The sequence below is a fragment of the Undibacterium sp. Tian12W genome (genome assembly GCF_049339405.1).
In the GTDB taxonomy this organism is placed as follows: domain Bacteria; phylum Pseudomonadota; class Gammaproteobacteria; order Burkholderiales; family Burkholderiaceae_D; genus Undibacterium.
In genome coordinates this window covers 91394-109785 of sequence record NZ_JBMPPK010000008.1, presented here as the reverse complement: position 1 = coordinate 109785, position 18392 = coordinate 91394, and the positions used below count along the sequence as shown (strand labels likewise).

Annotated in this window: 19 protein-coding genes; 13 read left to right on the top strand and 6 right to left on the bottom strand. The window is 49.1% G+C overall.

Translation table 11 applies throughout. The annotated features are described in order from the left end of the window. Positions 1 to 19: 19 nt before the first annotated feature. From holB to mltG, 3 genes are read right to left on the bottom strand one after another with little or no spacing between them, the layout of a single operon-like run. Positions 20 to 1060, bottom strand: coding sequence for a DNA polymerase III subunit delta' (gene holB / locus ACO0LI_RS11760; protein WP_423032703.1), 1041 nt, complete (start codon positions 1058 to 1060; stop codon positions 20 to 22). Continuing rightward, positions 1057 to 1704, bottom strand: coding sequence for a dTMP kinase (tmk, locus tag ACO0LI_RS11755; protein ID WP_423032702.1), 648 nt, complete (start codon positions 1702 to 1704; stop codon positions 1057 to 1059). The genes holB and tmk overlap by 4 nt, the downstream gene beginning before the upstream one ends. A gap of 38 nt (positions 1705 to 1742) precedes the next feature. Beyond that, positions 1743 to 2729 carry an endolytic transglycosylase MltG gene (gene mltG, locus ACO0LI_RS11750; protein ID WP_423032701.1) on the bottom strand — a complete coding sequence of 329 codons (987 nt, stop codon included), beginning with the start codon at positions 2727 to 2729 and terminating at the stop codon, positions 1743 to 1745. Between the two features lie 140 nt (positions 2730 to 2869). Between mltG and ACO0LI_RS11745 the strand changes: the two genes are divergently transcribed. Genes ACO0LI_RS11745 through ACO0LI_RS11735 form a run of 3 tightly spaced genes read left to right on the top strand, consistent with a single transcriptional unit; the run spans position 2870 to position 4964 of the window. Further along, entirely contained in the window at positions 2870 to 3910 is a 1041-nt protein-coding gene (locus ACO0LI_RS11745) for a YgfZ/GcvT domain-containing protein (RefSeq protein ID WP_423032700.1), read from the top strand. A gap of 29 nt (positions 3911 to 3939) precedes the next feature. Beyond that, complete coding sequence (locus ACO0LI_RS11740) at positions 3940 to 4227, top strand: DUF4936 family protein (RefSeq protein WP_423032699.1); 288 nt, start codon at positions 3940 to 3942, stop codon at positions 4225 to 4227. Beyond that, the gene (locus ACO0LI_RS11735) at positions 4218 to 4964 is read left to right on the top strand and encodes an NRDE family protein (protein ID WP_423032698.1); all 747 of its coding nucleotides are present in this window, start codon (positions 4218 to 4220) and stop codon (positions 4962 to 4964) included. Before ACO0LI_RS11740 ends, ACO0LI_RS11735 begins: the two co-directional genes overlap by 10 nt. Positions 4965 to 4990: 26 nt before the next feature. On the opposite strand, the gene ACO0LI_RS11730 is transcribed toward ACO0LI_RS11735, so the two are convergent. From ACO0LI_RS11730 to ACO0LI_RS11720, 3 genes are all read right to left on the bottom strand, one after another. Next, positions 4991 to 6232: an MFS transporter gene (locus ACO0LI_RS11730; RefSeq protein WP_423032697.1), complete on the bottom strand. Its 1242-nt coding sequence runs from the start codon at positions 6230 to 6232 to the stop codon at positions 4991 to 4993. A gap of 85 nt (positions 6233 to 6317) precedes the next feature. Continuing rightward, entirely contained in the window at positions 6318 to 7628 is a 1311-nt protein-coding gene (locus ACO0LI_RS11725; RefSeq protein WP_423032696.1) for a homoserine dehydrogenase, read from the bottom strand. Between the two features lie 28 nt (positions 7629 to 7656). Then, positions 7657 to 8886 carry a pyridoxal phosphate-dependent aminotransferase gene (locus ACO0LI_RS11720; protein WP_423032695.1) on the bottom strand — a complete coding sequence of 410 codons (1230 nt, stop codon included), beginning with the start codon at positions 8884 to 8886 and terminating at the stop codon, positions 7657 to 7659. Positions 8887 to 9249: 363 nt separating this feature from the next. Here ACO0LI_RS11720 and bla point away from each other — a divergent pair, with 363 nt between their 5' ends. The 10 genes from bla (at position 9250) to ACO0LI_RS11670 (ending at position 18377) form a co-directional block, all read left to right on the top strand. Further along, the gene (bla, locus tag ACO0LI_RS11715) at positions 9250 to 10161 is read left to right on the top strand and encodes a class A beta-lactamase (protein ID WP_423032694.1); all 912 of its coding nucleotides are present in this window, start codon (positions 9250 to 9252) and stop codon (positions 10159 to 10161) included. 84 nt (positions 10162 to 10245) lie between these two features. After that, a complete protein-coding gene (locus tag ACO0LI_RS11710) occupies positions 10246 to 10623 on the top strand; it encodes an Mth938-like domain-containing protein (protein ID WP_423032693.1) in 378 nt (125 codons plus the stop codon). Beyond that, positions 10620 to 12311, top strand: coding sequence for a glycosyltransferase family 39 protein (locus tag ACO0LI_RS11705; RefSeq protein WP_423032692.1), 1692 nt, complete (start codon positions 10620 to 10622; stop codon positions 12309 to 12311). The genes ACO0LI_RS11710 and ACO0LI_RS11705 overlap by 4 nt, the downstream gene beginning before the upstream one ends. Positions 12312 to 12317: 6 nt before the next feature. After that, positions 12318 to 12689, top strand: coding sequence for an EamA family transporter (locus ACO0LI_RS11700; protein WP_423032691.1), 372 nt, complete (start codon positions 12318 to 12320; stop codon positions 12687 to 12689). Between the two features lie 62 nt (positions 12690 to 12751). Further along, a complete protein-coding gene (locus tag ACO0LI_RS11695; protein WP_423032690.1) occupies positions 12752 to 13879 on the top strand; it encodes a DegT/DnrJ/EryC1/StrS family aminotransferase in 1128 nt (375 codons plus the stop codon). 19 nt (positions 13880 to 13898) lie between these two features. Beyond that, a complete protein-coding gene (locus ACO0LI_RS11690; protein ID WP_423032689.1) occupies positions 13899 to 14864 on the top strand; it encodes a glycosyltransferase in 966 nt (321 codons plus the stop codon). A 10-nt stretch (positions 14865 to 14874) separates the two neighbouring features. Further along, a complete protein-coding gene (locus ACO0LI_RS11685) occupies positions 14875 to 15813 on the top strand; it encodes a formyltransferase (RefSeq protein ID WP_423032688.1) in 939 nt (312 codons plus the stop codon). A 57-nt stretch (positions 15814 to 15870) separates the two neighbouring features. After that, a complete protein-coding gene (locus ACO0LI_RS11680) occupies positions 15871 to 16911 on the top strand; it encodes a bifunctional UDP-4-keto-pentose/UDP-xylose synthase (RefSeq protein ID WP_110253336.1) in 1041 nt (346 codons plus the stop codon). A gap of 11 nt (positions 16912 to 16922) precedes the next feature. Beyond that, a complete protein-coding gene (locus ACO0LI_RS11675) occupies positions 16923 to 17858 on the top strand; it encodes a polysaccharide deacetylase family protein (RefSeq protein ID WP_423032687.1) in 936 nt (311 codons plus the stop codon). Between the two features lie 36 nt (positions 17859 to 17894). Then, positions 17895 to 18377, top strand: coding sequence for a peroxiredoxin (locus ACO0LI_RS11670; RefSeq protein WP_423032686.1), 483 nt, complete (start codon positions 17895 to 17897; stop codon positions 18375 to 18377). The last annotated feature ends 15 nt before the right edge of the window (positions 18378 to 18392 follow it).

The following is an 18392-nucleotide window of genomic DNA, read 5'->3' as shown; positions in this document are numbered from 1 at the left end:
GGCTTTCGCAATTCTTTAATCAAATACTGCCGAATAATGCGGAATATTCAAGCAGCATATCTTCCAAAAATAATTTGGCCGACAAAGGGTGACTGGCAATCGCCTGCCTTTCATTGCAATTCTTGATGAATTGCTGCAAAGCTGACTCATCAACCTGCATGGACAATGCCTTCAACTCCCTCTCATAGCGAGGATGATACCGGATTCTGCCACTTTGTTTATAGGAAAATATATCGTAGAGCCAACGTTGTAGCCAGCCGACGACGACTGGCATTTCCATTTTCTGCATCTTGTCGGCAGTTTTCAGGCTGAGTTCCGTACCAGGTTTGCTCAAAAACCGTATAAATTCATCCAGATCAGCACGCAAGTCTGAATGTGCCATATCAAATGCCGCCAAAGGCGCTCCACCCTGCTGGGCCAGCCAGACATCAGCATCCTTGATACCCTGTTTATGCAGCCACTCCAGCGCAATACCGGCATCCGGCAAGCCGAGTCCAAATTTATGGCAACGCGATAAGATGGTAGGTAATAATCTGTCTATGCTATTCGATACCAGAATGAATACCGTATTGGCATTGGGCTCTTCCAGCGACTTCAACAAGGCATTTGCCGCTGGCACATTCAATGCCTCGGCTGGATACAAGACGATGACACGCCGGCCGCTACGATGGGTAGAAATATTCATGAAATCCGACAATGCCCGAACTTGATTAATGACGATTTCCTTCGAAGGAGCTTTGCTGGCCTTGCTGGTTTTCGCGGGAGCCTCAGCATCGTCACCAGCCGGCGCATCTTCTTCGTCCAGCAGTTCTGGCCTGACGCGGCGATAATCCGGGTGGCTGTATTGAGCAAACCAACCGCAAGAACCACATTGCTGGCAGGCGTGCCCACCCTGCCCCGGATTTTCGCAAAGCAGTGACTGTGCCAAATGCTCGGCAAACACGGTTTTACCTATACCTTGTGGCCCATGCAACAAAAAGGCGTGCGGCAGGCGCTGCCCCAGAGCCTGTATTTGTTGCCAGGAATCCTCTTGCCAGCTATATAAAGGGTGTTGCGTCATATTGCTTGCCGGGGAGAGCTGAGCAGATCATCAATCAATACATCCAGTTGCAAGCGTATAGCTTCTATACTTTGTGTGGAGTCGATGATCCTGAAACGTTGAGGAAATTCTTTGGCGCGGCGCAGGTATTCATTGCGGGTGGCGGCAAAAAAATCTGCTTTTTCCTGTTCAAACTTGTCCAGGTCGCGGGTTGCATCCAGGCGCGCGCGCGCCACTTCCAGCGGCACATCAAACAACAGTGTCAAATCTGGCTGCAAATGCGGATGCACCCATTGTTCCAGCGCATTGAGTTTATCCAGCGACAAATTCCTGCCTCCGCCCTGATACGCAAAGCTGGCATCGGTAAAACGGTCTGAAATAACCCAGTCGCCACGTGCCAGGGCTGGCTCTATGACCTGGGCAATGTGCTCGCGCCGGACGGCAAACATCAGCAAGGCCTCTGTTTCCAGATGCATTTTTTGTTTTAATAGCAATTCGCGCAAGGTTTCACCCAATGGCGTGCCACCAGGCTCACGGCTGCAAATCACTTTTACATCTTCAGCTTGCAGCTGGTTTTGCAAACGCTCTGCCACATAGGCGATATGAGTGGATTTACCCGCACCGTCTATGCCTTCAAAACTGATAAATTTTCCTGAGTGCTTCATTGTTTAATTCTATATTCTATTAATGCACCTTGACGCCATCAACGTTGGTACTTGTTCACTGCGCGATTATGGTCATTCAAATTATCGGAGAACTGACTGGTCCCGTTTCCACGCGCCACGAAGTATAAAGCATCGCTGCGAGCAGGGTCCAAAGCTGCAGAAATGGACTCCATGCCTGGCAAAGCGATTGGCGTAGGTGGCAGTCCAGCTCGTGTATAGGTGTTATAAGGTGTATCTGTCAGTAAATCACGCTTATAAATCTTGCCCTGATAACGTTCGCCCATGCCATAGATAACAGTAGGATCGGTTTGCAACAACATGCCCGTACGCAAGCGATTGACGAAAACCGAGGCTATCATGGGGCGTTCAGATTTTTGCCCCGTCTCTTTTTCAATAATGGAAGCCATGGTCAAGGCCTCATAGCGGTTCTTGTAAGGCAAGCCATCTGCACGTTTTTTCCAGGCCTCATCGAGCTTCTTCAATAATTGACTATGCGCCTGCTGGTACAGTTGCAGATCAGTGCTGCCCTTGGCAAAACGATAGGTATCCGGGAAGAACAATCCTTCTGCCTGCGGGAAATCTGGCGTGATCTTACGCATCAGTTCAGCTTCACTCATGCCCAGGGTTTCATGTTTGATGGCAGGATGCGCATCTACCAGTTTGCGCATTTGCTGGAAAGTCCAGCCTTCTATGACCGCCAGGCTGGCCATGGAAAAATCGCCATTGACGATCTTGTTCAGTAACTCCACCGGAGTTTTACCTGCCTCGATTTCGAAAGAACCAGCTTTCAGGCGATTTTCTTTACCCATCACGCGTGCCAGCGCTTCAAACATCAGGGGCTGAATCGGCACGCCAGCGTCATACACCTGGCGGGCAGACGAACGAACGCTACTGCCCGGCTTGATGGTGAATTCCTTGACCTCGCCCTCTGCAAAAATGGCTTGCTGCATCCAGTAATAGAAGCCACCACCTGCAGCTAGCGCCAACAGGATCAATAATACTAATAGTTTTTTTATGAAACCCATGTAGGCAGCTTAATCAAAATTGAGGGAGTTCTGACGAGATTTTACAGACGCTACTATAATTCGCCTGAACAGGTGCAGGCGGTATTGTAAAGCCAGCGCAGACAATAAGCGAATCAGCAAAGAAGAGTGAGTATAACAATATGACGTGGGAAAACTTTTTATCCAGCCAGGGCGCAACCGTGGAAGACCTGAATACAACCGGTTTTACTCCACACTGGCAATCAGATGCCCTGCAAACGGGATTTATTGCCCCTTTGACTGATCTGGGCCTGATCAGGGTTACTGGCGAAGACGCCCCTTCTTTTTTGCATAATCAATTAAGCAATGACGTAGAGCACTTGGGAAGTGCCGAGCTGCGCCGTGCCGCTTACTGCACCCCAAAAGGTCGCATGCTAGCCAGCTTTGTGTATTGGAAAGATGGCCAGGATATTATCTTGCAGCCATCAAAAAGCATACAAGCTACTGTACAAAAACGCTTGCAAATGTTTGTTTTGCGGGCGAAAGCCAAATTACACGATATCAATGCAGAGTACGTTGTTCTGGGGCTGGGTGGGATTGCTGCCCCGGCGGCACTGCAAGAATGGTTTCCTGAATTGCCAGCCAGACCTGACCAAAAGCTGACTAATGAGTATGGCAGCCTGCTACGCGTCGCAGATGCCAACAATGCACCGCGTTATCAATGGATAGTGCCGCTGGAAATTGCACAGCAAGGCTGGCTCAAATTGAGCACCCAGCTACAAGTGCTTAACACAAGTGCCTGGCGCGTAACTGAAATCCAGGCTGGCATCGCCATCGTCATCGCCAGCACGCAAGAAAAATTTGTCCCGCAGATGATCAATTTTGAACTCATCGGGGGCGTGAATTTTAAAAAAGGCTGCTACCCCGGCCAGGAAATAGTCGCGCGCAGCCAATACTTGGGCAAACTCAAGCGCCGTATGGCAATAGCTCTGGTGCACGCAAAAGATGTAGTAGCAGGAACCGAAGTATTTCATAGCGATGATGTCAGCCAACCCTGCGGCATGATCGTTAATGCAGAACAACATCAGGAAGACAGCTCACTGGCCTTGATAGAAATGAAGCTGGCTGATCAGGAGAGTGGTCAGCTCACCTTAGGCTCGGCAACTGGCACTGCAATAGAGCTATTGCCTCTGCCGTATGCAATAACAGACATCACGCAATAATCGCGCAATAAAGAATCAAAAGCAGGCATATGAATTGCTATATCTATTTTAAAGCCAGCGCTGGCAAAGAAGCAGAAGTACTGCAGCAGGAACGGCTGTTGCAAAACCTGATGCGCCAGGAAAATGAAAAAAGCCCGGCCTTGCAGAGACGCCCGACAGAACAGGATGGCATGCATACCTGGATGGAGATTTATCATCAGGTCACGTCTGATTTTGAACAGCGTCTTGAACTGGCTTACGCGCAAACTGGATTGAAGCAATTACAGTCTGGTGAGCGACATATGGAATATTTTGTGGATGTAGACTTATGTGCCTGATTGTCTTTGCCTGGAAACTGATACCTTGCACACCTATCGTGTTTGCAGGAAACCGTGATGAATTTTATGACCGGCCTGCAGTTGCTGCTGACTGGTGGCAAGACTACCCTAACATATACGGGGGGCGTGACCTGCAATCTGGCGGCACCTGGCTGGGCATGACTACAGTGGATGGCGCAGATAGTCTGACCAGCAAATTTGCCGCCATTACCAATATCCGTGCACCATCTGAAAAGCGTGAAGATGCCCCATCGCGCGGCGATCTGGTTGCCAATTACCTCAAGAGTGATTTAAGTGCGCAAGAGTATATTGCCAGCATTCGTGACACTGTTGCTGACTATAACGGTTTCAATTTACTGATCGGCGACAAGGAAGACCTGATCTGGTTTTCCAACCGCAATCAGGATGATGTACGGAATGGCCAGCCCCTGCCTCCAGGCATCTATGGTATTTCCAATGCATCACTGGATACGCCCTGGCCAAAAGTTGTCAGGACCAAGGCAGAATTTGCCAGCATGATATGCCAGCGTGCGCCAGTGGATGCCTATTTTGAAGTGCTGGCCAACACCACCCCCGCCCCCGATTGCCGCTTGCCTGACACCGGCGTTTCTTTTGAAATGGAACGACTATTATCATCGCCCTGCATAGTCTCGCCGAGTTATGGCACCCGGGTTTCTACGGTAGTCAAAGTCCATAAAGACTATCCTGCAGAATTCAATGAAAAATTGTTACGCTGAATAATTTTGCACGGCACTGTATACATCTATACTTTTTCCAAACTTGCTTTCCACAGCAAGGCAGCCGCCAGCAACTTTAATAGGCACGGTAAAGCTGCGTAAGCCAATGTCAACGCCTGCAAACCACTCTCGCTGGCAACACCCGGCACATAGCCCAGGTACTCAAGTGCTGGCAACGCCAGGCCTGCGGCCAGCGCCAGGTTCATCTTGCTGGCCCAGTTCCAGACACCAAAATAACTGGCTTCGTTCTTGTCACTATGTCCTGCTGCATGAATGACTCCTGCCAGCAAGGCGGGTGGCAAAGCCAGATCGGCTCCCAGGCTCATACCTGAAAAAATGCAAATCAGGGAAAAAGCCCACGCATCACCAACACCCAATGCAAGTACGCCAACAAAACTGAGTACTGACAAAAGCATTGCTAACAACCATGCTTTGACTTCACCTTTTCTGTGTGCCAGGCGAGTCCATAAAGGCATGGATAAAGCAGCGGCCAAAAAATACATCAACAACAAAATCCCGGACAAATGTTCCAGATGCAAACGATCTTTTGTGAAAAACAGAAACAAGGTTGCCGGTATCGCTGCGGCAATGCCGTTAACCACAAAGACTAGAAACAAGGCGCGAAAACTGCGGTTGGCGAATAGTTGGCGCAAAGACAGCGGCGCATGCGCCCCACCTGCCACCCCGGACTTTCGCGGTGTATGGCGTATCAGCAACCATGCCGTTATCAGCAGGCTGATACTCAACATGCCAGACAAGATCGTGACATTGCCAAACTGGATGATGATGGCTGTCGCGATCACACCAGCCAAACCACATGCCTCACGGACACTGGTCAGCCTTACTCTTTGCCCAGGCTCTTGCGTCAGGGACGCCCCCCAACTCTGGTAAGCAATACTGGCCAGACTGAATCCGGCATATACAACCACCAGTGTAACAAAGAACCACAGAAAAGCAGGATTGCCTGATAGTTGCGGAGGATGAAACAAGCCAATGAAACCGGCAATCAACAATGGCAAGGCCAAAACTATATACGGCGCGTAAGTACGGCTTTGCGGTCTCCGGTCTATCACTGCACCAATAAAAGGATCAATGAAAGCATCCATGATGCGGGTCAGTAATAGTGCCGTGCCTATAGCCGATAAAGACATGCCCAGGCGGTCTGCATAAAACTGGGGTACATAGACATAAATGGGCAATGCCACCATCGCCAGTGGGAAGCCAAACATGGCATAGGACAGCAAGTGCGATAGGGAGAGGCGCGGCATATCTTCCTGTTCATCCTGTCTTTAGAAAGTAAAAAAGCGTGGTCATTATTCCATGACCACGCTTTTTCGTTTGAAGCCTGCTGAATTAGCTCAATTCTTCCAGGCGCAGCTTCGTCACTTCGCCAAAGACTGAATCGAGCTTTTCTATCTTATCTATGGCTGCGACAATATTTTTTTCCTTGGTCTGATGCGTCAGGATGATGATATCTGTCTGCGTTTCGCCTTCTGCCGGTTCTTTTTGCAGCATGGCATCGATAGAAATCGTCAAATCTGCCAGGATGCGTGTGACATCGGCCAGAACACCAGGCTTGTCTGCCACATGCATGCGCAGATAATAGCTGGTGACGATTTCTGCCATAGGCAAGACTGGCAAATCACTGAGGGAATTAGACTGGAAGGCCAGATAAGGCACACGATGCTCAGGATCAGCCGTTGCCAGACGTGTGATATCAACCAGGTCGGCAATCACTGCGGACGCGGTAGGCTCAGAGCCTGCACCCTTGCCATAGTAAAGTGTCGCACCAACTGCATCACCATGCACCAGCACCGCATTCATGGCACCTTCTACATTGGCAATCAGGCGTTTTTCAGGAATCAGGGTTGGATGCACGCGCAGCTCTATACCGTCTTCAGTGCGCTTGCTGATACCCAGCAATTTGATGCGGTAGCCCAATTCTTCTGCATAGCGGATATCGCTGGCTTGCAGCTTGGTGATGCCTTCGACGTGGGCTTTATCAAACTGCATGGGGATACCATAGGCTATCGATGCCATGATGGTCGCTTTATGTGCAGCATCGACGCCTTCGATATCAAAGGTAGGGTCTGCTTCTGCATAGCCCAGTTCTTGCGCCTGTTTCAGCACAGTCGCAAAGTCCAAGCCCTTGTCACGCATTTCAGACAAGATGAAATTGGTCGTGCCATTGATGATGCCAGCAATCCACTGTATGCGATTGGCAGTGAGGCCTTCACGCAAAGCCTTGATGATAGGAATGCCACCAGCAACCGCAGCCTCAAATGCGACCATGACACCCTTTTCTTCTGCTGCTTTGAAGATTTCATTGCCATGTGTTGCCAGCAAAGCCTTATTGGCCGTAACCACATGCTTGCCATTGGCGATGGCTTTCATGACCAGGTCTCTGGCGATGCCATAACCGCCTATCAATTCAATGACGATATCGATATCAGGATTGCTGACCACCAGATTGGCATCATTCACGACTTCACATTCGCCATTGGTCAACTCACGTGCCCGCTCAACGTTCAGGTCTGCCACCATGGCAATCTCAATCGAGCGACCTGCGCGACGCGTAATCTCTAATTGATTGCGCTTCAAAACGTTGAAAGTGCCGGAGCCGACGGTGCCTATGCCTAACAGGCCTACTTTGATGGGTTTCATAAGTTTTCTAAACAGTAAATTAAATTAATTAATTGGTGCCGTGACGCTTTCGGTATGACTCCAGGAAACTGGCAATACGTCCGAAAGCATCTGTCAAATCATCCGTATTGGGCAAGAACACCACACGGAAATGGTCGGAATTGATCCAGTTAAATCCCGTTCCCTGTACCAATAACACGCGCTGCTCGGTCAGCAGTTCGTGGATAAACTCCTGGTCATCCTTGATGGGATACATCACAGGATCCAGTTTGGGAAACATATACAGCGCAGCCTTGGGTTTAACGCAAGTCACACCGGGAATTGCCGTCAACAGCTTGTGCGCCAGATCGCGTTGCTTGAGCAAACGTCCACCCGGCCCTACCAGGTCATTAATACTCTGGTAGCCGCCAAGTGCAGTCTGAATGGCAAACTGGCCAGGTGCATTTGCGCACAAGCGCATGGAGGCTAACATATTCAAGCCTTCAATATAATCCTTGGCATGACGTTTTTCTCCCGATACCACCATCCAGCCAGCGCGATAACCGCAAGAACGATAGTTTTTAGAAAGTCCATTCAGTGTCAGGAACAAGACATCATCGGCCAGAGAAGCAATGGAAGTATGCTCTTCGCCATCATACAAAGTCTTGTCGTAAATTTCATCTGCAAAAACGATGAGCTGGTGCTGGCGTGCTACTTCGACTATTTGCTGCAAGACCTCAACCGGGTACAAGGCACCGGTAGGGTTATTCGGATTGATGACAACAATTGCCTTGGTGTTGGGCGTGATCTTGCTCTTGATATCGTCAATATCCGGCATCCAGTCTGCACTTTCATCGCAGACATAATGCACAGGTTTGCCGCCTGACAGGCTGACAGCAGCTGTCCACAAGGGATAATCAGGCGCCGGCACTAATACTTCATCACCACTGTTGAGCAAGGCATTCATGCCCATGACGATCAGTTCAGAAGCGCCATTGCCGATATAGATATCTTCTATTGTCACACCACGGATATGCTTTTCCTGGGTGTAATGCATAATCGCTTTGCGCGGTGCAAACATGCCTTTGGAGTCGGTATAACCGGCAGCATTTTGCATGTTGCGTATCATATCCTGCACGATTTCATCGGGCGGGTCAAAATTGAAAACTGCCAGATTGCCGATGTTGAGCTTGATGATCTTGTGACCTTCATCTTCCATCTGCTTGGCTTTTTCCATGACCGGGCCACGGATGTCATAACAAACGTCTGCTAGTTTTTGTGATTTTTGTATGGGGCGCACCGCAACAATCCTTGATAATATTCATGAGTTGGCTACATCCACATTTCCAATCCAGACCGAAATGAGATAAAAGCACATGTTAAGCTGCAATACAGAAATGCTGCACTGCCAAACGTTCCATTCTGCACAATGCGCCGAATTTTATCAATCAGAACTTAGCAAAAGCTGAATTCCAGAATAGATTTGCATAGATAGAGTCGCATCATGTATCGTAAATGATGGTTTTACAACCTAATGCGCTTGAGCAAACATAGCTACGAGGACAAAAAATGGAAGTTATGGGTCTGAATACTAAATATTGAATATTGACTATCGGCCCCAAGCACACATATAGAGTGTGTACTTATTCCAGTAGAAACCACCATGAAAAAACTACTCCTATCTCTATTGTTCAGCATGGTCAGCGTGAATGCGGCATTTGCACAAAACGTGATTGAATCCATTGCGACAGACAGCGGCGGCAGGTTGGGTGCCAGCCTGCTGGTGCTGGAAACTGGCCAAAGCTTGTGGATATTGCCTGACACTGCTGCTCCCATGCAAGGTGTCAGCAAATTGCCTATCGTTATGGCTGCACTAGCTGCCGTCGATAAAAACAAGCTCAAGCTGGATCAAAAAGTCAGTATCAGCAAAGAAGATTTGATGCCTGCAGACCTGCCCAGCCCTCTGCGTGATGAACATCCAGACGGTAATTTTAAAATTACCGTCAAAGAATTGATGCATCACGCCATTGTTGATAGCGATGGAACAGCTAGTGATGCATTGCTGCGCTTGCTAGGCGGGCCACCTATGGTCATGCAATATCTGGTGCAACTGGACATCCAAGATATCAAAGTCCTGGACACAGAAAAGGACATGGCAAAATCGTGGAGTACGCAATACCGCAATACGGCCACACCCAAAGCCATGATCAAATTGCTGCAAACTTTGCAGCAAGGCAAGGCCTTAAGTCCCAAAAGCAGTGAATTATTGCTGAAATGGATGGTCGATACTGAAGCGGATCTGAAATCCACTGCAAACACTTCCCCCAATCCCAATGCTGCCCGCATCAAGGCTTTATTGCCTGCAGGCACAGCCGTGGTTCATAAAGCCGGTAGCTCGCCCACACACGGCAGCCTGACTGCTGCCCATAATGATGTAGGAATTGTTACTTTGCCTAATGGTCACCACATGGCGGTAGCTATATTTTTGACGGATAGTAAGGCTCCCCATGCATCCCGTGATTTAACTATCGCCAAAATTACCCGCGTTGGCTGGGATGCATGGTCAAAAAAATAGGCCCGCAACAATTGAACGCCCCATGACAGCGTATAAAAAACGTTACAATGCGCCTCTTTACAGTCTTAACCTTGAGCTATATCGATGAAGTTGCACTCTACTCCTACGCAGCAATACCAGACCATCACTGCTTATGAAAAAGACAGTGTAGAAATTAATGCAATTACTTATACCTACAGCCTGATCGTGTTGCCAGAGACCAAACCGCAGCAATGGTCGGCTACCAGTTTCGAGCAATTGAGCGCTGAAGATTTTGCGCAAATTGAAGCGACCGTGCCCGATGTCGTGATTTTAGGCACAGGCAATAAACAGCGCTTTGTTCATCCCAAACTAACCGCCGCACTGGCCGCCAAACGTATAGGTGTTGAATGCATGGACAATCAAGCCGCCTGCCGTACCTATAATATTCTGATGGCCGAGGGCCGTAAGGTTGCGCTGGCCTTGATTATGGAAACTGCATGAACCAGACCTCTCCCTACGATTCACCGCGTACATTATGGGCGCTGACTATCGCTTTTTTGCTGGCCTGGTTTTACATGCTGGGTGCCAGGACACTGGTGCCAACCGATGAAGGCCGTTATGCAGAAATGGCGCGTGAGATGCTGGCCTCGGGAGACTGGATTACCCTGCGACTGAACGGTATCAAGTATTTTGAAAAACCCCCCCTGCAAAACTGGATGAATGCTCTGACCTTTGCCGTCTTCGGCCTGGGTGATTGGCAAGCACGTCTATGGACTGGCTTGAATGGTTTGCTGGGCGTTGCCGCAGTAGCTTACACCGGCAATAAGATATTCAGCCGTCGCGTTGGCATCGTTGCTGCTCTGGTACTGGGCTCAAGTTTCTGGTGGGCGGGCATGGGTCATGTCAATTCTCTGGACATGGGCTTGTCCGGCATGATGACGCTGGCTCTGTGTGGCTTGCTGGTCGCGCAAATGGCTGATGCCAATAGCAAGACTGAGCGCAATGCCATGCTGCTTTGCTGGGCCGGCATGGCGCTGGCGACGATGTCAAAAGGCTTGATCGGATTTGTTTTGCCGGGAGGTGTATTGGTTATTTATACCCTGGTGACGCGTGACTGGGGTTTATGGAAGCGCCTGCACATGGCCAAGGGTTTAATCCTGTTTTTTGCTATCACAGCGCCTTGGTTTATCTTGATAGCGATAAAAAATCCTGAGCATCCGCATTTTTTCTTTATCCACGAACATTTTCAGCGGTTTACCAGTACTGTACACAAACGTGGCGGCCCATGGCATTACTTCATCCCTTTGCTGATCGTCGGTATCGTGCCCTGGATAGGGGTATTACTTCAAGGCTTATGGTCTGGAGTCAAAGATAAAACACCGGGTTTTCAACCGCAAAAAATGCTACTCATTTGGGCAGCCTTCCTGTTTTTCTTTTTTAGTATTTCAGGTTCAAAATTGCCAGGCTATATTCTGCCTATCTTCCCTGCGCTCGCACTTCTTATCGCTTGTCACCTGGAGAAATCAGATAATCATCCAGTGAAAATAGCGGGCATTCTGTTCATTATATTTGGCATAGCTATCGCGGTCGGCCTCACAATCTATCTGGGTAAATTACATGAAGCAGACGCATTTGACCAAGCCTTGGCGATTGCATACAAACCCTGGATAATCTGCGTCGCCGTGTTGGCGATCATCGGCGGGGCGCTCACATGGCTGCTGGCACGCAAAGGCACAACAGGAAAAGACTGGGCGATTATTTGCCTTGCTGCCAGTGGTTATCTGGTAGGTCAAATTGGTTTTCTGGGACATAATCCCTGGGGTAAATACATTGCGGGCAGCGAATATATACCTGCAATCAAGGCAGAATTGACCTCGCCAACAACGCCTTTCTATGCAGTTGGCCGTTATGAACAGGCTCTGCCGTTTTATCTGGAGCGCACTACGACACTGGTGGAGTTCCCTGATGAAATGCAGTTTGGTCTTGAGCAGCAACCTGAATTATGGATACCCAAGCGTGAAGACTTCGTCAAACAATGGCAAGCGCATCAGGATAAGGGCGAAGCTGCAGTTGCCATCTTGCGCAATGATATTTATGACGATCTGAAAAAAACTGATTTCCCCATGCGGATAATCGCCAAGGACCCGCGCCGGGTCATCGTCGCCAATCTGGTCAATAAAAACAAATAAATCATTATGAATATCAATACCTTTGGCTTTATCTTCACCGGCATCATGCTCAATGCTGTCGCCCAGCTTTTGCTGAAGAAAGGTACCAATGCAGTTGGTGCCATACATCTCACTGCAGAGAACTTGTTTTCTACAGGCTTGCAACTGGCGACACAGTTACCCATCATCGGCGGCCTGACATGCTATGTCTTTTCTGTCGTCGTCTGGATCATAGGTTTGTCGCGTGTTGATGTCAGTATTGCCTACCCCTTGCTGTCCTTGGGCTATATTGTTAATGCCATCGGCGCATGGTATTTCCTGGGTGAAGTGATGTCCATGCAAAGGATGCTGGCAATAGGTGTCATCATCATTGGCGTAGCTTTGCTGGTAAAAAGCTGAATTGCTACATTGGCGCCCCTCATATTCCATAAGAATAGCTTTGTTTTATTGAAAGGTTCACCATGAGTGACACATCCAAATTCCTGCCATTCACCAAACCGACTATCGATGAAGAAACCATCGCCGCCGTCACAGAAGTCTTGCGTTCTGGCTGGTTGACCAGTGGTCCTAAAGTTCAAGCTTTGGAAGCGCAATTGTCTGAATATTTTGGTGGCCGTTCAGTGCGTACTTTCAATTCTGGCACCTGCACCATGGAAATAGCCCTGCGCATAGCAGGCATAGGTGCGGGCGATGAAGTGATCACGACACCAAATTCATGGGTGGCAACCGCCAATGTCATCATAGAAACTGGTGCGACGCCGGTGTTTGCTGACATTGATCCAAAAACACATAATATCGATCTCGACAAAGTCGAAGCCGTGATCACACCACGTACCAAGGCCATCATCCCCGTGCACATGTGCGGCCTGCCTTGCGATATGGATAAGCTATATTCCATCGCCGAAAAATATAAATTGCGCGTTATAGAAGATGCGGCGCAAGCCATAGGTTCCAGCTGGAAAGGCAAGCGCATAGGCTCTTTCGGCGACTTTGCTTCATTCAGCTTCCAGGTCAACAAAAACATCATGACAGGCGAAGGTGGCTGCCTGGTCTTGAATAACGCAGAAGAAGTACGTCTGGCCGAAAAATACAGGCTGCAAGGCGTGACGCGCAGTGGGCTGGATGGTATAGATGTGGATGTACTCGGTGGTAAATACAATATGACCGATATTGCCGCTGCCATAGGTCTGGGGCAAATGAAACATCTGGCAGAGTTTAATGCCAAGCGTGCAGCCCTGGCAAAGCACTATTTCACCAGCTTTGGTACTGACTTTGAACAAAAGACAGGCGCAGAGTTGCCCGTTGCCGACTTTGAAAACAGTAACTGGCATATGTTCCACCTGGTCTTGCCAGAAAGTGTCAATCGTGCGACTTTCATGCAGCAAATGCTGGATCAACAAATTGGCCTGGGTTATCACTATCGCGCCATTCATTTATTCAGTATGTACCGCGAGCGCGGCTTTACTGATGGCATGTTCCCGATTGCAGAACGCATAGGCAAACAGATTGTTACTTTGCCACTATTTCCTTCGATGAACACAGAAGATGTCGAAAGAGTCGTGTCTGCGGTAAAATCCTGCCTTCTCTGAAATCGGCAAAACAATACCAATGAAACCCGAACTCTCTGTTGTCATACCCGTATATAACGAAGAAGCTGGCCTGGCCAAGCTGTTTGAACGCCTGTACCCGGCGCTTGATACGCTGGCAGCACGTGGTGTCAGCTATGAAATAGTCTTTGTCAACGATGGCAGTCGCGATAACACGCCTGCCTTGCTGGCTGACCAGTATCGCCTGCGCCCGGATGTAACCCGTGTCGTGCTGTTCAATGGCAATTATGGCCAGCACATGGCTATTCTGGCTGGATTTGAAGCTACGCGTGGTGAGATTGTTGTCACCTTGGATGCGGATTTGCAAAATCCGCCAGAAGAAATCGGTGCCCTCGTTGATAAGATGCGCGAAGGCTATGATTATGTAGGTTCCATACGCCGCAAACGCCAGGATTCTGCCTGGCGTACTTATGCATCCAAGGCGATGAACCGCTTCCGCGAGAAGATCACGCGCATCAAGATCACTGATCAAGGCAACATGTTGCGCGCCTATGGCCGCAATGTGATTAACCTGATTAATCAGTGCAGTGAAGTGAATACCTTCGTCCCTGCCCTGGCATATACATTTGCGCGCAAACCTACCGAAATTACGGTTGAACATGAAGAACGCTCAGCCGGTGAATCAAAATATTCACTGTACAGCCTGATACGCCTGAATTTCGATTTGATGACGGGGTTTTCCATCATGCCTTTGCAATGGTTCTCCATGCTGGGTATGGTGCTGTCAGTCTTGTCTGGCGCCCTGGTTTTGCTGTTGCTGATACGCCGCTTTGTACTGGGTGCAGAAGCGGAAGGCCTGTTCACCTTGTTTGCCATCGCCTTTTTCCTGATGGGAGTAATACTGTTTGGCATAGGTTTGCTGGGCGAATACGTAGGCCGGATTTACCAGCAAGTGCGTGGTCGCCCACGTTATGTGGTGCAAACCATACTTGAGCAATCCAGCGCAGATTTGCCTGAAGTTAATTAAGAAAGCAGAGATGACACCATCAGTATCCCCTGCAACAGAAGTGGTAAAAGCGGTGGTTTTTGCCTATCACAGTGTAGGCGTGCGTTGCATCAAGACTTTGCTGGCACGCGGTATAGATGTCAAACTGGTCGTCAGTCACACTGACAACCCGGCAGAAACCATCTGGTTTGAATCAGTGGCCGATCTTTGCCGTGAGCAAGGCATACCTTGCATCACACCAGATGATACAAAATCAGCAGAGCTGAAAGAACAGGTCGCAGCCATAGCGCCTGATTTCATTTTCAGCTTTTATTATCGCCACATGTTGCCGCTGGATGTATTGGCACTGGCCAAACGCGGAGCTTACAACCTGCATGGTTCTTTGCTGCCTAAATACCGTGGGCGTGTACCAGTCAACTGGGCAGTCTTGCATGGTGAAACTGAAACTGGTGCCACCCTGCATGAAATGGCCTTGAAACCTGATGCCGGTGACATTCTTGCTCAAGTATCAGCACCTATTTTGCCGGATGACACAGCCTATGAAGTATTTGGCAAATTGACTGTGGCAGCAGAGCAATGCCTGTGGGCCGCGTTACCGGATTTGATCGCTGGTACCGCCAGGCGTTTGCCCAACGATTTATCTGCCGGTAGTTACTTCGGTGGCCGCAAACCGGAAGACGGACGTATCAACTGGCAACAGACTGCCCAGCAAGTGTACAACCTGCACAGAGCCGTTGCCCCGCCCTACCCTGGTGCATTTACCGACCAGGCTGGCCATCGTTTTGTTATCGGAAAAGCACGCTTATCCAAATCTGATACTGCAAATTTGCCGACAGGCTTACATGTAGTAGATAATATCGTCCTTGGCGTGTGCGGCGATGGCCGGGCACTGCATATTATTGAATTGTTAATGGATGGCAAAATCGTGGGAACGCAGGAATTGGCGGCCCTATTGAAGCAAGCGGCATAAGCCTTTGTTTTGCGCATCTGAACTGGCAATCAACATTTACTTTAAAAAGAATTCATTATGAAAAAAGTCCTCATACTTGGCGTGAACGGTTTTATCGGTCACCATCTGTCCAAGCGCATTCTGGAAACCACAGACTGGGAAGTGTATGGCATGGACATGCAAACCGAGCGTCTGGGCGACATGATCAATCACCCACGCATGCATTTCTTTGAAGGTGACATCACCATTAATAAAGAATGGGTGGAATACCATGTCAAAAAGTGCGACGTCATCCTGCCTCTGGTGGCGATCGCTACACCTTCCACATACGTCAAACAGCCTTTGCGCGTGTTTGAGCTGGACTTTGAAGCCAATCTGCCTATCGTTCGCTCCGCTGCAAAATATGGCAAGCATCTGGTATTCCCATCTACTTCTGAAGTTTATGGCATGTGCCATGATGAAGAATTCGATCCAGAAGAATCTGAACTGATCTGCGGCCCTATCAATAAACCACGCTGGATTTATTCTTGCGCCAAGCAATTGATGGACCGCGTGATCTGGGGCTATGGCATGGAAGGCCTGAACTTCACTCTGTTCCGCCCATTCAACTGGATCGGTGCTGGTCTGGATAATATCCACACACCAAAAGAAGGCAGCTCACGTGTTGTGACGCAATTCTTTGGCCATATCGTCCGTGGTGAAAATATTTCCCTGGTCGATGGCGGCGCGCAAAAACGTGCTTTCACCTATATCGACGACGGTATTGATGCACTGATGCGCATTATCGATAACAAAAACGGCGTAGCCAGTGGCAAGATCTATAACATCGGCAACCCGACCAATAATTTCTCCATTCGCGAACTAGCTCACATGATGCTTGATCTGGCGGCTGAATATCCTGAGTACGCTGAAACAGCCAAAAAAGTAGAACTTACAGAAACCACTTCTGCAGCCTACTACGGCAAAGGTTACCAGGACGTGCAAAACCGCGTTCCAAAAATCACCAACACCTGTGAAGAACTGGGCTGGAAGCCAGTAACCACGATGCCAGACACCATGCGCAATATTTTTGATGCTTATCGCAGCCAGGTAGCTGAAGCACGCGCCTTGATGGACTAATACTGGACTACATGCCTACCATCGTTCTCAAGATCGACGTCGATACCTATCGCGGCACCAAAGAAGGCGTACCTAATCTGGTGCGCATTCTCAAGAAGCATAATGCAGGCGCAACTTTCCTGTTTTCTTTGGGCAAGGACCACACAGGCTGGGCCTTGCGCAGGGCATTTCGCCCTGGTTTTTTCCAAAAAGTGTCGCGCACATCGGTTTTGGAGCATTATGGCTTCAAGACCCTGATGTATGGTGTTTTTCTGCCAGCCCCGGATATCGGCAGTTGCACGACCGAAATGCAGGCAGTGCGTGATGCAGGTTTTGAATGCGGCATCCATACCTGGGACCATGTGGTCTGGCAAGACAATGTGCGCGTCCGCGATCTTGACTGGACACGCAAACAAATGCAGCAAGCCCAGCAGCGCTTCCAGCAAATTTTTGGTGTCACACCAAAAACCCATGGTGCTGCAGGCTGGCAAATGAATGATCACGCTTTTGCCCAGCTTGACCAGTTTGGCATGCAATACGCTTCTGACGGGCGCGCCATGCTCAATGATGATGGCAGCCTCGCCAATGCAGACGCTGGCCCCTACCGTCTGCAAGTGGGTAGCAATGTCATGTCCTGCATACAGATGCCAACTACCCTGCCAACTCTCGATGAGTTGCTGGGGCGCGACATCACTGGCAATGTCATTAGTGAGTCAAATATCGCTGCCAATATACTGAAACTGACAGCAAATCCAAAAGATCATGTATTTACCTTACATGCAGAGCTTGAAGGACAAAAACTCGCCCCCATATTCGAGGAATTGCTGACAGGCTGGCACAAGCAAGGTTATCGTTGTATTTCCATGGCGGACTACTATGCGTCCATCAAGAATAGTGACTTACCGACACGTCCATTGTCATGGGCAAGCTTGCCAGGTCGTTCCGGAGAGTTGGTCGCCCTGATCTAGTCAGTCAGCAACATTTCTCCACCCCTAACCAAGGAGATGAAAGTGGCTGAGACCCCTTCTGCACTAAATTGCCAGGTACCAGAATTTTCCGCCGTCATGACTGGCGACAAAGCGTTTCAATTAAATGATCACGTTGGTAAAAATATCATTATTTATTTTTACCCAAAAGACAACACTCCCGGTTGCACCACGGAAAGCATCGCCTTCCGTGACCTGCACCCGCAATTCCAGCAAGCTAATTCTGTGGTTTTTGGTGTCAGCCGTGACAGCCTGCGCTCTCATGATGGTTTCAAAAATAAATTAGACCTGCCTTTCGAACTGATTTCTGACCCTGACGAAACTTTATGCCTGTTGTTCAATGTCATGAAAATGAAGAACATGTACGGCAAACAAGTGCGCGGCATAGAGCGCAGCACATTTGTGATTGACGGCAACGGTAAATTAGTGAAAGAATGGCGTGGAGTCAAAGTAGCAGGACACGTAGATGAAGTACTCGAATTTGTGAGCGCCCAAACTTAATTGAACTCTCCAGAA